The following is a 14742-nucleotide window of genomic DNA, read 5'->3' as shown; positions in this document are numbered from 1 at the left end:
CTGTAAGCAAAATTAGTACATTTCCGTTCTTTTTAGCAATAAATATTTACGCCGATAAAGCGCTTTTTTATCGCTATTTTGTTCTATGTAGCCCGTGGAAATATATTTTTGAGGTAATCGCTCGAAATCACATCACTCGTTAAGTTTTGTGCTAATAATTTTTGACTAATGCTGGCTCGCTAGGACTTTGTGAGCTTTGCTGTCCTTTTGTTGCTCGGTTCAGGGTATATTGTCGATCCTGATTTTGGCCGAGTTAGCGTGTTGGCTCGGTATGATGTGGATAAGGGAAGCTTACCTCGTCATTATGTTTTTATTGCAGCAAAGGATTGCAGCTATGAAATTGTTTGTTACCAGCCTAGTTTGGCTGTTTTTGTTTGGGTCTCATTCAGCCTTTGCTGAGTCGATCCGAGCCGGTTATTTTCCATTTTGGGCTACCTATAGTCAGTCTTATCATGTTACTGATATTCCTGCCGAACGCTTAACGCATGTGATTTATGCCTACGCTAACATCACCGAGCAAGGTGAAGTGGCATTAGGGGATAAATACGCCGATGTTGATCGTATCTATGAAAATGATTCACCGTTAGGTGGCAAGCGCGGAAGTTATAACCAGTTGCGGCAAATGCAAAAAGCTTATCCTCATATCAAAACCTTCATCGCCATTGGTGGGTGGAGTTATTCCAAGTATTTTGCCAATGCTGCGCGTGATCCTGACACCTTTGCTCGCAGTGCGGCTAACTTTGTGCGTGAGCACGGCTTTAATGGTATTGAGTTAGATTGGCGCTCGCCGGTGATGAAGCATCGTGGTCAGCCAGCTAATTGGCAGCAACGCGAACAATATTTTACGTTAATCAAGGCAACGCGTGCCGCGCTGCTAGCACTCACAAAGGAAACCGGGCAAGAATATGGCTTGAGTGTCACCTTGAGTGCTGATGATCAGATGATGGAGCATTGGCCGTTGCCTGAAATGCAGTTGTATGTCGACTTTATTAGCTTATTAAGTATTGATTTTCATGGTAGCTGGAATGATAAAACCGGTCATTATGTGCCATTAAACGCGCCAGCCGGAGAGTTGAGCGTTGGCGCCGCGATCACACGTTTTAATGCCTTGGGTGGCCAAAGTGACAAGTTAGTTTTGATGATCGCGAGTCAAGGTACCAGTTGGCAAGGGGTGAGCTCGCCGGGAGTGGGTCAGCCAACCAAAGGTGTGCCACTAGGCTCTTGGGATAATGAACAGACGGGAGCCAGTGGTGTCTTTTCTCAGCAAGATATTCAGCGTTTTACTAAGGACCCGTCATGGCAGCAAGGCTTTGATAGCAAATCAAAAACGGCTTGGCTGTATCATCCAGAACAACAGATTTGGCTATCTTATGATAGCCCGCAAGGGATCGACGCGAAATTGAACTTTGCCCAACAACAAAGATTGGCTGGTACTGCTCTTTGGACTTTGCCTGGCGATGCGTCTGGCTCGGGCAGCGTGTTACTGCAGATCCATCAGTTTGATGCACCTTGGCAAAGTATTTGGATCGATAGCCGACAATGGTTAATTGCTGGCTTCATTAGCCTTGCCATCTTACTTTCTCTGTTGATGGCTTATCGCAAATTTAAGCCAGCTAAACAAGAAGCGCCGATCAGCTTGCCTGATTTAGTGTCTTTAATCGAACAGGGGGCACATAACCATCAAGATGTTCCTGAGCCAATGCAGCAAATGGTGCAAAAACTGCAGTCGTGGCAACAGCAAGCGCTCGCTATCGAATCGAATACCGAGCCCGCTCGCGATATTTTACCGGTGTGGCAACAGAGTCGCAGTGTTGAAGCTTTGCACCAAGAGTTAGTCAGTTGGTTTTCCCGCCAACCGGGGGTGAAGTCGGCCAGTGTATATCAGGGCGATCGGCAACTTGCGGCCAGCGATGATCCGCAGCATGGTGAAGATAGTCAGTCTATTCAGTTACTGCTAGATGACTTGGATGCTTGTGTGCTGCAACTGCAAGTGAGCCCTGAGCATAATCATGAGGGGCACTATCGCCAATTAACGGATCAATTAGGTCAGTGTCGACAGTATTTAATGCAGCTATGCCGCCAGCCGCAATTGTTGGGTGAGTTACACGCGATTGCGCAGAGCAAAGATAAATTAAGGTATATCAAGGCTGAGCGCGGCTACAGTGGTCTGTATTTAGATGGCCAAGCCGAGCCGAGTTATATTTTATTAAGATTGACGGGCATTAAATTGTATTTTGACAATCAAACCTTGCTACAAGTACATCGTTCTTGGTTGGTTAATCCTAATCGAGTTGTCTGCTTAGAAAAGCTGCAAAAAGGCAAATGGCAATTACGTTTAGACTGTGGCGACGTGGTGCCCGTTTCTAAGAGTTATTTGCAATGGATCCAAGAGTTGTTCCCTCAGTGGTGGAGTCAAAGTGCGTGATTTGGTGATGTTTACAGACTAACTTGCTTGATATTAAGTCGTTGTTACAGCTGTTTAAATTTTGTTTTTTGAGTGTTTTTGGTGAATGTTTTAATTATATTTTGCAGATAAAGCTGCTCTAGTAAATAGTACGCTGGGATGTTTTAAACCGATAATCTAGCAACTGCGTATTTGGTGTAATAAAAGCTATGTTTGATCGTATGTAAGTGTTTGATTATTAATTTTTTTGTTGTTTCTTTTTGGTCATTGGTGAAGCCAAGGGCGTAACCGCCTAGTTTGCTTGTGTTTTTACTGCATGATGAAAGGGCTTTAACGCCATTCACACGGAGGAACTATGGCTAAATTAACTTATCTTGCAGGACTAATGACGATTTTATGTGGCACAGCAGTGGCTGCGCCAAACCCAGCACAACTCGATGTATTACCTACTAAAACAAGCGTGTATGAGACACATACCGTGAGTTGGAATATGTGGTGGGGCGAAAATGCTCAGCAATGGCGCTTGCTTAACAATGGCGAGGAAATTTGCTTTGGCGAGCTGGTGGTAAACGGCAACAGTAAGCAGTCTGCATCATGTCAGACGCAATTTTTACCGGGTGAAAACCAACTTCAAGTATCTCTCTGTAATGACGATGGTTGCACTAACAGTGCGACACACAAAGTGATTGCCGAAGAGCCAGAGCTGCTTGCGTGGCAAGCGGAAATCGCTTATCCGGCAGGTAGCTTTATTTTAGTTGGTAAAAAGATTTACCAAGCACAGTGGTGGACTAAAAATGAGCAACCGCCAGCGAAAGTGTGGGCGTTTGTAACAGAGCAAGGGGCTGCTCTGTCAGCGCAAGTGGCCACTTGGAAAGACAATGCTCAAGCTGCTTATACCATTCAACATGATGATCTTTGTGCCTATATTACGGATGGTATCATTCATAACGGTATTCCTGAGCTAGAAGCGCGTGGCTTGCAGGGCTCTGTGGGTGTCATCGCGGGAAATTGTGCCGACTATCATTGGCAAGCTGTAGAGAAGTTTGCCGCTGCTGGTCATGAAATATTTAACCATTCTTGGATGCATGTGAGCCCAGTTGGCGACACATGGTCTGATGCGGTCGAAATCAGCCAAGCTCAGCAAAAAATTGAACAACACGCACCTGCCGCTATCGAGTTTTACGCCTTCCCTGAAGATCAAGCCACGCAAGGCTCTATTGCCGCATTAAAAGCGGAGCCAAACTTAATCGGCATGCGTTCGGTGAATTATTGGCAAGCTCGGGGCGTGAATGACGCGAACACCTTTGACCCATATTTTATTAAAAACGATCTGTTCACCAACTCTGGTATTTGGTCGGTGTATGAAGGCAGTGATGATATTTTACGTGCCTACGTTGATGACGCAGTTGCCAAAGGGGGTTGGGCGCTACGTACATTCCACGGTGTAGAAGATACATCATGGGAAATGGTGCCGTTAACCCGTTATCAAGGCCACTTAGATTACGTTAAAGCGTTGGTGGATAAAGGTAAGCTTTGGGTTGCTGGTGCGAGTGATATTATCCGTTATGGTATGTCGCGTCGTAGTTGTGCTACTCAAACAGACGCTCAGTACAATGGTAACCTAGTGGTTAGTTTTGATTTGTCAGATGCACAATGTCAAAAGTATCTTGCTGATGAGACCGAGCTGACATTAGTAGTAAACACCGATCAAGATGTATCAGGCTTGTCTGCTAGTTACCTAAACGCAGCTCAAGAGCAGCCTAAAGTGACCGTAGTTTCTGCTACTCAGTACTTGGTCAATGTGAAACCCCATGCTGGCTCAGTGGTTTTAATGGCAAAGTAGCGACAAAACGTGTTTACCTTGAATGATTTTTAACCACTAGAGGTAAGTTGAGTCCAGTAGGCTGTCGCCGTTAGCGACGGCCTATTTTGTGTATTGACGGTTCAGCGAAAAGGTGTGGTCATAGGTAAGCAATTATTGTCGTTTTATCTTATACTCAACGCGCTTGTATGTGGTTCGATGAGATAAGGATAGTTTACCAATGAAGCTCAATTTTTCGCTGCTTGCGGGGTTGTTTTTAATTGCTTCAACTGGTTTCGCCCAAAGCAATTCTTCATCTGAATATTGGTCCCTTGATGAGTTTTACCAAACCTTTCCTGAACAAATCAAGCTTAGTTCCGATTTTGAAAAATTAGTGCAAGGGCAAAGTCAGCCCTTATCTGTAGAGCAAGATGAAGAGATTCGTATTTTCGTGGTGTATCCCGGGCATCAAGTGTCTGACTATTGGCGCCGTAGCATTGCTTCTCTTACCGCGCGTTTAGATGAGCTTAATATTCGCTATCAAATCTACAATCATTACACTCGGCCAACTGTTGCCGTTGAGCAGCAACAGCGCTTAATTGAAAAAGCAGAACGCTACCAGCCTGATTACTTCATTTTTACCTTAGATGTATCCGAACATGCAAATTTGATCGCCCATGTGCTTGAGCAGCATAAGATGAAACTTATTTTGCAAAATATCACAACGCCTTATAAAGCATGGCAAGCCAACCCTCCCTTTATGTACGTCGGCTTTGATCACGTAGAAGGCACTAAGCTTCTGCATAGCTACTTTACCCAACACTACCCTAAGGCAAGATATGGCTTAGTTTATCGAAGTCCTGGATATGTGAGTGAAATGCGTGGCGACAGTTTTATTCGCATGCAACAAGCTACTGGTGCTCAATTGGTTGATTCTCATTATTCCGATGCTTCCAAGCACAGCGCAGCGATGGCTACCCGCGATATGTTAAAGGAACATCAGCAGGTTGACTTTATTTATGCTTGTTCAACGGATGTAGCATTTGGCATAACCTCTGCTCTTGCTAGAGAAGAACAATTAACACATAAAATAGCAGTTAATGGTTGGGGTGGTGGCGAAAAGGAGTTAGACGCTATCTTATCCGGTGAGTTAGATGTGACGGTGATGCGAATGAATGATGATAATGGGGTCGCGATGGCAGAAGCTATTAAGTTAGATCTTCAAGGTCAGGCGAAGCTCATTCCACAAGTTTTTTCGGGTGATTTTAAGCTTGTCGATAAGCGTATTCACCCGGCAAAATTAGAAGAATATAAAAAAAGAGCGTTCCGTTATTCATTAGCCAGCGAATAATCATAAGCGGGTGTTTATCTAATTATTTGATAAAGTTTTTTCGTTAAACTCTTGCTTTATCAAATACAAAATAGGCAAATAGCTATAGACTGGTTACTGACTTTATTAGTTATCAAGGAGGATAACCCGTGAGTGAAGTGTTAAAAGTAACCATTATTTCTGACGTGATCGCTGCGCTAGACGCTGGCCATTTAAAACTAACTGATGTTGAATCAGTGGTGGCACATACCGAACATAGTTACGCGAGTGTAGTTGACACCTTTGTTGACGACGCTGGCTTAAATTTTGAATTAGCCAAACAAGCCAATCGTTTATTGGCGCGCTTTATTTCCAGTGCCGATCATCAATTAACCCCTGCCGAACGTTTGATCGACATGGGGATGATGTACTTGGACTTTGCTGAAAGCCATCCCGGCTTATTTAACTATATGTTTAGTTATGAAGACAAAGACAAATGGTTAGATCAAAACTTTGCGGAAATTGCTCATGCTAACTTTGCTTTGTTACAGCAAACGATTAAAGAAGGCATTGAAAAAGGCGTGTTTGTCGCAAAATATGAACCTGTTTTGTCCCTCTCTGCTTGGTCGATGATCCAAGGTTTGGCGCACATTCAAGCAAACCGGCTGTCGCCATTATCGGAGTCGCTATCGCAAGAAGCGAAGCGCCAAGTATTAGAGAATCTTTATTCAGGTTTATTAACCGACAGTTATAAGGCGGTTTATAAAGCTTAAATGAGTCATTGTATTGATTTATAACCTTTTAAAGTTATCATTCAAGCGTCTTCTATGGGCAAGCAACAGGCTCAAGCAGAACTGGGGTTATTTGCTAAACCTCAGTTTTGCTTATCCAAAATTCGGCTTATTTAAACTAACCCGAATTTGGATAAGCAAAATAGTATCTTTCCCCTGCAAAACGCGGTGAATATGTCCCAATACGCTTTGCGTTTTCATCCCTGAAAACGAAATTTTCAGTAAAAATATACATTATCCATTTGTAATAGGCTTAGGCAAAACTGAGGTTAAACTAGTAGCAATGTTAACTCCATTGGGCTAACCAAGTTTGGTGCTGCTGCAGTGAGCCAATATGCTGTTCAACCCATACTTGGTCGTAGTAGCAGTCTAAATAGCGCTCACCTGAGTCACATATTAGCGTCACAATTGAGCCCGTTTGTTGCTGAGTTTGCATTTGTTGCGCCAATTTGAGTACGCCAAATAAGTTAGTGCCTGTACTGGGGCCAACCTTGCGATTCAATTTTTGGTGTAGCCAGAGCATACAAGCAACAGACGCTGCATCGGGTACGGTCATCATATTGTCGATCACGCTGGGAATAAACGACGGCTCAACCCTGGGTCTTCCAATACCTTCAATGCGACTGCTTTGGTTGCTGGATAGATCGTTATTGCCGGTTTGGTAATAAGCATGAAACACGGAATTTTCAGGATCTACTACTGTCAGCTGGGTGGAAAGTTGCTGATAGCGAATGTAACGGCCTATCGTTGCGCTGGTTCCGCCAGTTCCTGCACTCATTACAATGTGGCTTGGCTCTGGGTATGGCTCTCGTTGCATTTGATTAAAAATAGAATCGGCAATATTGTTGTTACCGCGCCAATCAGTGGCGCGCTCGGCATAAGTGAACTGATCCATATAATGACCATTAAGCTCATCAGCTAATTGCTGAGCGGTGCTGTAGATCTGCTCTGTGGAATCGACTAAGTGGGCCCGGCCGCCATAAAACTCAATTTCTTCGATTTTCTTTTTCGCGGTATTTTTCGCCATTACCGCAATAAAAGGTAAGCCCAGTAAGCGGGCAAAATAAGCCTCTGAAATGGCCGTACTGCCGCTTGAGGCTTCGATAATAGGCGTGTCTTGCTTGATCCAGCCATTGCATAGGCCGTACAAAAATAACGATCGTGCTAATCTGTGCTTTAAGCTGCCCGTTGGATGAGTACTTTCATCTTTAAGGTATATATCAATGCCTGAAAATTGCGGCATGTCGAGCTTGATTAAATGGGTATCGGCTGAGCGTTGCACGTCAGCTTCTATTGTTTGTATTGCTTGTTGGAGCCAAGTCGGTTGCTGCGGCATGGTGAACGCCCTGAATAAATAATGGCTTAATGATAGAGAATAACGGGGAGAAAAAATGTGCCAATAAATCCCTAAAATACCTACAATTTAGAAAATAATTCTTCTATTTGTTTTAAATTGGAAATTTATGCTGGATAAGGTCGATATAAAGATACTGGAACTATTACAACGCGATGTCAGTTTGTCGGTCAGTGATATCGCTGAGCAAGTTAACTTAACCACTACCCCCTGCTGGAAGCGAATTAAAAGGCTACAAGATGAAGGTGTTATTCGTCATAAAGTTGCTTTACTGGATCCACAACAACTCAACTTAGATCTAACCGCGGTAGTGCAAGTTAAAACGCAGCAGCACAGCGCGACTTGGTCTGAGGCGTTTCTATCTCACGTAAAGGATTTGGATGAAGTGATGGAATGCTATCGGATGGCGGGAGAATACGATTACATGCTCAAAGTGGTAGTGAAAGACATGCGCAGCTTTGATGCCTTTTACAAAAAACTCGTTAACAGAGTGTCCGGGTTAACGGAGGTCACGTCTAGTTTTGCTATGGAGCAACTCAAATACACCACAGAACTGCCTCTTTCAGCGGCCTTGACCAAGGATCATTATTTCGAATCATAGTTAATGTCGCAACTAACATAACCTCACGCCTTATGTCGGCAACACTAAAAGCCATAGCGTGAGGCGCGAATTAACGATACTGCAGGCAATTACTCTGCATCGCTAGCGGGTTCGGCTTTGGCAATGTTTCTATAACGTTCAACCAAGGCTGAAAAATCAACGGTAGGGGAAGGCAGTTGCGTTGGCACCATGGTTTGCCAGAGATTACTATTAGGCTCATTCTGCGCGATGGCAAAACTAAATGGGTAATAGCCGCCCATACCTAAACGTAGGTCGGTCACTTGCAGCTGTTCATTGAGTGGCGAAAACAGCAGTAAGCCTTGGCTAAACCATTCTAATCGGTCAAGATCGTCAGATTGATAATGGTTGAGATATTGTCGACCGGTGCTGTAGTGCTGCCACTTTATTGGCCGCGAGTTAAACACATAAGTAAAGCCTTCGGCGTAACTGTCTTGTTGGTAACGCAAGATGCGCCAAGCAAAAATATTAAACGGCGTAGGCGCCACAAAAATTTGCTGACTGGCGGCTTCATCGGCACTCAGTTGTTGCTGCACTTGCCACTTTGAAAATTGTCCGGCCGCGAGATATAAACAGCTGAATGTTAATGCCCAAGTGTTAATTTTTTGCCAGCGTGAAGCGTGTTTGCTTTTGGCTAAGCCAATAATAGCCACCAGTAGTGGCAGGGTGTAAAGCGGGTCGATAATAAACACGCTGGACCAAGAAACTGGCGGAGAAGTCAGTGGCCACCAAATTTGCGTGCCATAGGTGGTAAACGAGTCGAGTAGTGGGTGGGTGATTAACGCGAGCCAAATAACCAAAAATCCAGTCCATGGATGCTCTCTCACACTTTGCCAATATTGCCTAGCCAGCAAAAATAGCACGCCGGCAAGGGCGGTAAGAACAAATAATGAATGGCTAAAACCGCGGTGACTGGTGTAATTTGCAATATCATCACCGTAGTTAACTAACACGTCCATATCGGGCAGCGTACCCAATAGAGCACCTGTTAGTAATACTTTTTTGCCAAAGGGTTTAAACCCTATTGCGGCGGCGACTGACGCGCCTAGCGCAATTTGCGTGACTGAATCCATAACAGTAATTTTCCTTTCGCGGTAAGATACCACTGCTGTTGAATTAAAACATTACTTTACTGTGCGAGTTATGACAATAAAACGATTAGAAACCGATTTATACCCACCAATTAAAAATATGCTAGAGCAACAAGGTTTTTTGGTGAAAGGTGAAATAAAGCAGTGTGACGTGATGGCTGTGCGTGCAGAGCAAATGCTGGTGGTTGAGCTTAAAACCACGCTTAATTTGACCTTAGTGCTACAGGCCGTTGAGCGTTTGGCGTTAACGGATTATGTTTATATTGCGGTGCCTGCGGATTGTGCTCCGATTAAAAAGCAGCAAAAGAGTATAGTTAAATTACTGCGACGCTTGGGCCTCGGTTTAATTGTGGTAGCGTTTGTTGGCGAGCAAACCTATGTTGAAACCATGGTTTCGCCGGGTGACTATCAGCCGCGTAAAAATCATGGCAAAGTTAAGATGGCTTTAAATGAGTTTCATCAACGTCAAGGTGACCCAGAGCAGGGGGGAGCTAACAATAGCAGTAAAAAAATGACGGTGTACCGACAGCGTATGATAAGGCTGGCGCTTTACTTAGAAAGCCATGGTGCAACCAAGGCGGCGCAAGTTGCAGAGGGCGTCGATGAGCCAAAGGCTGGGGCGATGTTGGCGAATAATTTGTATGGTTGGTTTGAGCGCGTATCGAAAGGAATCTATCAATTGTCTAAACAGGGATGCGTCGAAATTAACCAATGGCGTTAACGCGTTAATGGCTCGTGACAAGACGGCGATAGCTCATATCTTTCGTGAATAAGCCAGCGTGATTTAGCTTATTCGCCAGTTCAACTGGGGCCACATCGGCGAATTGGTTTTGAGCAAATTTTACCCCACTTACTATTATTTCATCCCCTTCACGATGAGAAATAAACAACTCAAAAGCGCGCAATGTTTGCAGCTCTTGTTTCAGTGCGCTAAGGCTGACCTCATCCTTGATAGAAAAACTACGAACCTGGTGGTGGTGATAAAGCAACACTTGTTTATAACCTTGAATTTCATTCATTCTAGCGATTGCTTCTGTCAGAGACATTTCCATTGTTTTCCCACCTATCCTAATATGCTTGTTGTTTTAATGCATTGGTATGACAATTGGATTAAACAGCATCATGCTTTAATGGGGTTAAAAAAATGAGAAATGCTGATCTCGGATGCCTGTACTTTGTTTTCATCCATGAAAATGAAATATTGCGTACAAATAGGCGCTCTCCGGCAATGGCAGGCTGCAGTAGTGCGGAAATTAAAATAGGCTAACGGCGAAGCACATTTGCCGTTTTGGGTTTACTCATTTTTTAGTGCGCTAGCGGCAGCATTGAGCGAGTAAATAATGAGCTGGTTTTTGCCATTTTTTTTTGCTTGATAAAGGGCTACGTCGGCTTGGTTCACTAAGTTTGCTTGGCTTTGTGGTTGGGCGTAATCCAATTGCGCCATACCCGCTGAGATCGTCACGATGCCATGGGCGCAAGCATGATGAGTAATGGCCTTGTTAGCTAATGCGGAGATGACTTGATTAACTCTCGTAGCCGCTTCTTCTAACTCAACCCCAAGCATAATGATGGCAAACTCTTCACCCCCGTAGCGGGCGATGGTGTCATCAGCACGGCGAAAGTGTTCGGCGAGCACCTGAGCCACTGCTTTGAGTGCATCATCACCTTTTAAATGGCCATAATTATCGTTATATGTTTTGAAATTATCGACATCTAACATGGTTACGATCAAAGGGATTTGGTTGCGACAGGCGTGATTCCAAGCGAATTGTAAGCGCTGATCAAGAGAGCGACGGTTTGCCACGCCAGTAAGCGCATCGGTTTGGGTTAACTGTTCTAGTTTTAAGTTGGTTTGCGCTAGGTTTTGATTCGCGAACTCTAGCTCTTGGGTTCTTTGTTGTACTTTTTTTTCTAAATCTTTATTGAGTTTAATTAAGTTTTCTTCTGCTTGTTTGCGGGCAATCATTTCAGAAAGATTGGTACCAAAGATCCGGATTAACTGTTGAGTATGTAAGTTAAGCGCATGGCCATGAATTAAATTATCAGCAATGATAAAGCCTATCACCTTGTTATCGCTGCGCAGTTGTAACAGGGCGTTCCAACCAGTGCCAACTACCTCCCCGTTATGGTACAGAGTGGCAGGCTCTTCTATAACAAAGATATCGTCATGAGCGATAGCATGTTGAATTAACCTGTTATTAGGCAATATATTCTGGTAACCCGTTTCATCGACGAGATTGCCTTCGAGATCTGAGCCATAGGTTCCGCGCATTGTTTGGCCGTTATCGTCGGTAAGAAAAATAGCTACGCGATCCAACATCAATTCTTTTTTTGCCAGTATCACTGCCGCTCGGCAAACATCTAATAATGTATCAGCGTGTGATAATTGCTCGGCGCTGTTATAGAGCATCTTTAGGCTTTCTTCGGCGCGTTTTCGTACTAAAATTTGGCTGAACATATGAGAAAACGAACGCAGTATTTCTTTATCATGTCGTGTTATTGGCTTGCTATTAATTAGGTTATCCAGTGCGATCCAGCCCAGTAATGTTTCACCGTCGCGTAGGATCAGCATTGCATTCCAGCCGTAGCCAACGATGCAACTGTTGGTGAAAAGAGGTACGTCCTCTAGCACCACAAAATACTCTCTAGTCTGTAAGCAAGTTTGCATAAATATGGGCGACATTTTATGCATATCATAAACATGAGTGTGCTCATCTGTGGTGTTGCCTTGTTCATCGGTACCGTAAGTTGGATTAAAAGTGGATGTTAGGGGATTCATCAAAAATAGCGCAGATCGATCAAACCCGAGGGGGGAGCGCAAGCTTTCCACGGCTTGTTTATGCAGTTGATCTAGTGAGGGTGCATTACTCAGCTTAAGGTTTATATTTTGCAGCAGCATCAAGGACTCAATAAATTGCGCTTCTTGTTCTTTTTGCGCTTTGGCTTGATTGGCAAATTCCTGTTTAGCTTGTACTTTTTGCTCCAAAGAACGCTGGGTTTTTTGTTGTTGATATTGATAGCCTATCTGTCTTAGTAGCCCTTCAAGCAGTGGGCGCTGCTTCAGCCAAGTGCGGGTAAAGTGCTTACTAGCAAACACCAAGCATAAATCGGGACTGATCTTTTTCGGCCAAGCAAGTATGTGATAATTATTAGCTGGAGTAGCTTGATAATGCCAACCCTCTTGGTCTCTTGTTGTTGCGGCTATAAGTTGTTGGCGAGGCAGTGCATTGGCGTCTGCTGAGTTAAACACACAAGTTTGGCCTACAATTTGCTCTGCCAGTTGATAGGGCTCTGGATGCAAATCAATTAATCTAATTTCAGTTACTTGGCTCGTCGACAGAAACAATTCGAGCGTCAAGGCTATCAGCTCATTTGATTGCTGACATTGCTCTAACTGTTTTTGTATTTCATTAACTTGTGTGACAGATAAATCCAACGGTTCCACTCGCATCCTCAAAGAGTCTATCTGAATAATATAGACAAAAGCTCACCCGGTTTAGTAATTTATTAATTTATGACACAGTAACGGGCTGAGTTTTGACCTAAAGCATTCTTTCTATCTCGGAATGAGTGGTGCTGTGCCCTTTCATTAGTTGATCATAGTGCACCAATAAATGCTGCTCAGCACTTCGATACAATGCCGCAGGGCGATTCTGACTGCGATCTTTCTCTCCGGTTTCGACTAAAATATCAGGCCGATTCAGGCGACGTCGGAAAGCGGCTTTGGGCAGTTTGCTACGTAATATGGTCTCAAACGCATCTTGTAGTTCGGGTAAGGTGAACTGGTCTTGGAAAAAATGCACCGGCAGGCTGGAATATTGTGTTTTGTTGATTAAACGCAGCAAGGCTTGTTGAATCAAAGATAAATGATCAAAGGCTAAATTCACTTTTGAGTTAATTAAATCAAACACATTAATCCATTTACAGTGAGGCAGTACCTTTTGCTCTGGTGTAATGATGGCGAGAAACAGGCAGCAAATAGACCAATCTCTTGGGTCACGATGATTATTCGCTAAGGTATTCACTTGCTCTAAATATTGACTGGAAATATTGGCGCGCTGTCGCAATATTCGAATCGCTGTGTCGCGAATATCGGTATCTTCCGCGGGCAGTATCCCCCCTCCGATCAAGCCAAACTGATTGAGGTAGGGTTCACTTTTACGTTTAGACAGCAATACTTGCAGCTGTCCTTGCTGTAAACGGAAACAACATACTTCAATGGTACCAATCATATTTTATCCTTGGGGCATGCATGATGAGCCTACTACCAGGCGCGTCTTTATTAGTTTAAGTACCAAATAGGTACTTATATGAAATTTAGTTACTTTCTGTCATTTGGTAAAGATTTTGTTGCTGCAAATTGGTCATTTCTTTAGTTCAGATCGCATGCATTAGCCATTTTTACGATTAGGGCTAAGATGTAAGCTTTGCCCAGCCGCCCGATAATGCTAAATTTGTAACCTATTTATCGTTAGTGGCAATAAGGGATACAGGTATGAAGGCGCAAATTTTGGCTGAAATGAAGGTTCAGGCTGAAATCGATGTTGAGTTTGAAATAAACCGACGCATTGAATTTATTCAGTCACGCCTTACCCAGTCTGGTTGTAAAAGCTTAGTGCTTGGCATCAGTGGTGGTGTCGACTCAAGTACGGCTGGTCGTTTATGTCAGCTCGCGATTGAAGGGTTGAACCAGCAGCAAGGCTGTTCCGATTATCAATTTATCGCCATGCGTCTCCCTTATGGTGTGCAGCAAGATGAAGACGAAGCACAATTAGCGCTAGATTTTATTCAACCAAGTCAGCGCGTTACGGTCAATATTAAAGATGCCGTCGAAGGGTTACATGCCGCCAGTGTTGCGGGCTTATTGCTCTCTGGTTTGAGTTTGCCGGAAGAGGGTGTTGTTGATTTCGTAAAAGGTAATGTGAAAGCGCGCCAGCGCATGGTGGCGCAATATGAAGTGGCAGGTTTGACTCACGGGCTAGTGGTTGGAACAGATCATAGTGCGGAGAACATTACGGGTTTTTACACTAAGTTTGGCGATGGTGCGTGTGATTTAGCGCCTTTATTTGGCTTAAATAAGCGACAAGTACGGGCATTGGCTAACGCCTTAGGCGCGCCAGCACTGTTAGTACATAAAGCGCCGACTGCCGACTTGGAATCACTTAAGCCACAACTAGAAGATGAAGTCGCACTCGGAATGACCTATGATCAAATCGATGATTTTTTAGAAGGTAAATTGGTGCCCGCTGACATCGAAGCTAAGTTGATTGCTATTTACCAACGTACTCAGCACAAGCGTCAGCCAATACCTACCATTTATGATTAAGTTACTGTTGTTACGATAGTAATGGCCAACTATTTATGATGTTTATT

Annotated in this window: 12 protein-coding genes; 7 read left to right on the top strand and 5 right to left on the bottom strand. The window is 43.9% G+C overall.

What is annotated here, in order from left to right; translation table 11 throughout:
- Positions 1–334 precede the first annotated feature (334 nt).
- The 4 genes from K6Y31_RS15290 (at position 335) to K6Y31_RS22445 (ending at position 6287) form a co-directional block, all read left to right on the top strand.
- Positions 335–2425, top strand: a complete 2091-nt coding sequence (locus K6Y31_RS15290; protein ID WP_233053824.1) for a glycosyl hydrolase family 18 protein — start codon at positions 335–337, stop codon at positions 2423–2425.
- Between the two features lie 334 nt (positions 2426–2759).
- Positions 2760–4247: a chitinase N-terminal domain-containing protein gene (locus K6Y31_RS15285; RefSeq protein ID WP_233053823.1), complete on the top strand. Its 1488-nt coding sequence runs from the start codon at positions 2760–2762 to the stop codon at positions 4245–4247.
- Between the two features lie 199 nt (positions 4248–4446).
- Entirely contained in the window at positions 4447–5556 is a 1110-nt protein-coding gene (locus tag K6Y31_RS15280) for a substrate-binding domain-containing protein (RefSeq protein ID WP_233053822.1), read from the top strand.
- Between the two features lie 128 nt (positions 5557–5684).
- Entirely contained in the window at positions 5685–6287 is a 603-nt protein-coding gene (locus K6Y31_RS22445; protein ID WP_233053821.1) for a WHG domain-containing protein, read from the top strand.
- 304 nt (positions 6288–6591) lie between these two features.
- On the opposite strand, the gene K6Y31_RS15270 is transcribed toward K6Y31_RS22445, so the two are convergent.
- Entirely contained in the window at positions 6592–7641 is a 1050-nt protein-coding gene (locus K6Y31_RS15270) for a PLP-dependent cysteine synthase family protein (RefSeq protein WP_233053820.1), read from the bottom strand.
- 127 nt (positions 7642–7768) lie between these two features.
- Between K6Y31_RS15270 and K6Y31_RS15265 the strand changes: the two genes are divergently transcribed.
- A complete protein-coding gene (locus tag K6Y31_RS15265; RefSeq protein ID WP_233053819.1) occupies positions 7769–8260 on the top strand; it encodes an Lrp/AsnC family transcriptional regulator in 492 nt (163 codons plus the stop codon).
- 89 nt (positions 8261–8349) lie between these two features.
- Here K6Y31_RS15265 and K6Y31_RS15260 read toward each other — a convergent pair whose 3' ends face one another.
- Entirely contained in the window at positions 8350–9351 is a 1002-nt protein-coding gene (locus K6Y31_RS15260) for a metal-dependent hydrolase (RefSeq protein ID WP_233053818.1), read from the bottom strand.
- A gap of 70 nt (positions 9352–9421) precedes the next feature.
- Between K6Y31_RS15260 and K6Y31_RS15255 the strand changes: the two genes are divergently transcribed.
- Positions 9422–10090, top strand: coding sequence for a DUF2161 family putative PD-(D/E)XK-type phosphodiesterase (locus K6Y31_RS15255; RefSeq protein WP_233053817.1), 669 nt, complete (start codon positions 9422–9424; stop codon positions 10088–10090).
- Positions 10091–10094: 4 nt separating this feature from the next.
- On the opposite strand, the gene K6Y31_RS15250 is transcribed toward K6Y31_RS15255, so the two are convergent.
- The 3 genes from K6Y31_RS15250 to K6Y31_RS15240 all read right to left on the bottom strand — a co-directional run bounded on the left by K6Y31_RS15250 (position 10095) and on the right by K6Y31_RS15240 (position 13601).
- On the bottom strand, positions 10095–10388 hold the full coding sequence (locus K6Y31_RS15250) for a hypothetical protein (protein ID WP_233053816.1): 294 nt from the start codon (positions 10386–10388) through the stop codon (positions 10095–10097).
- A gap of 275 nt (positions 10389–10663) precedes the next feature.
- Positions 10664–12814 carry a sensor domain-containing diguanylate cyclase gene (locus K6Y31_RS15245; protein WP_233053815.1) on the bottom strand — a complete coding sequence of 717 codons (2151 nt, stop codon included), beginning with the start codon at positions 12812–12814 and terminating at the stop codon, positions 10664–10666.
- A 97-nt stretch (positions 12815–12911) separates the two neighbouring features.
- A complete protein-coding gene (locus K6Y31_RS15240; protein ID WP_233053814.1) occupies positions 12912–13601 on the bottom strand; it encodes an NUDIX hydrolase in 690 nt (229 codons plus the stop codon).
- Positions 13602–13864: 263 nt separating this feature from the next.
- Between K6Y31_RS15240 and nadE the strand changes: the two genes are divergently transcribed.
- On the top strand, positions 13865–14695 hold the full coding sequence (gene nadE / locus K6Y31_RS15235) for an ammonia-dependent NAD(+) synthetase (RefSeq protein WP_233053813.1): 831 nt from the start codon (positions 13865–13867) through the stop codon (positions 14693–14695).
- The last annotated feature ends 47 nt before the right edge of the window (positions 14696–14742 follow it).

This window comes from Motilimonas cestriensis (assembly GCF_021295315.1).
Classification (GTDB): domain Bacteria; phylum Pseudomonadota; class Gammaproteobacteria; order Enterobacterales; family CBDFNC01; genus Motilimonas; species Motilimonas cestriensis.
This window is presented reverse-complemented; position numbering and strand designations above follow the sequence as displayed.

What these genes read in the sequence shown, in the direction of transcription:
- K6Y31_RS15290 (WP_233053824.1), top strand. Translation starts at nt 335, where the DNA reads ATGAAATTGTTTGTTACCAGCCTAGTTTGGCTGTTTTTGTTTGGGTCT.
- K6Y31_RS15285 (WP_233053823.1), top strand. Translation starts at nt 2,760, where the DNA reads ATGGCTAAATTAACTTATCTTGCAGGACTAATGACGATTTTATGTGGC.
- K6Y31_RS15280 (WP_233053822.1), top strand. Translation starts at nt 4,447, where the DNA reads ATGAAGCTCAATTTTTCGCTGCTTGCGGGGTTGTTTTTAATTGCTTCA.
- K6Y31_RS15270 (WP_233053820.1), bottom strand. Translation starts at nt 7,641, where the DNA reads ATGCCGCAGCAACCGACTTGGCTCCAACAAGCAATACAAACAATAGAA.
- K6Y31_RS15265 (WP_233053819.1), top strand. Translation starts at nt 7,769, where the DNA reads ATGCTGGATAAGGTCGATATAAAGATACTGGAACTATTACAACGCGAT.
- K6Y31_RS15260 (WP_233053818.1), bottom strand. Translation starts at nt 9,351, where the DNA reads ATGGATTCAGTCACGCAAATTGCGCTAGGCGCGTCAGTCGCCGCCGCA.
- K6Y31_RS15255 (WP_233053817.1), top strand. Translation starts at nt 9,422, where the DNA reads ATGACAATAAAACGATTAGAAACCGATTTATACCCACCAATTAAAAAT.
- K6Y31_RS15250 (WP_233053816.1), bottom strand. Translation starts at nt 10,388, where the DNA reads ATGAATGAAATTCAAGGTTATAAACAAGTGTTGCTTTATCACCACCAC.
- K6Y31_RS15240 (WP_233053814.1), bottom strand. Translation starts at nt 13,601, where the DNA reads ATGATTGGTACCATTGAAGTATGTTGTTTCCGTTTACAGCAAGGACAG.
- nadE (WP_233053813.1), top strand. Translation starts at nt 13,865, where the DNA reads ATGAAGGCGCAAATTTTGGCTGAAATGAAGGTTCAGGCTGAAATCGAT.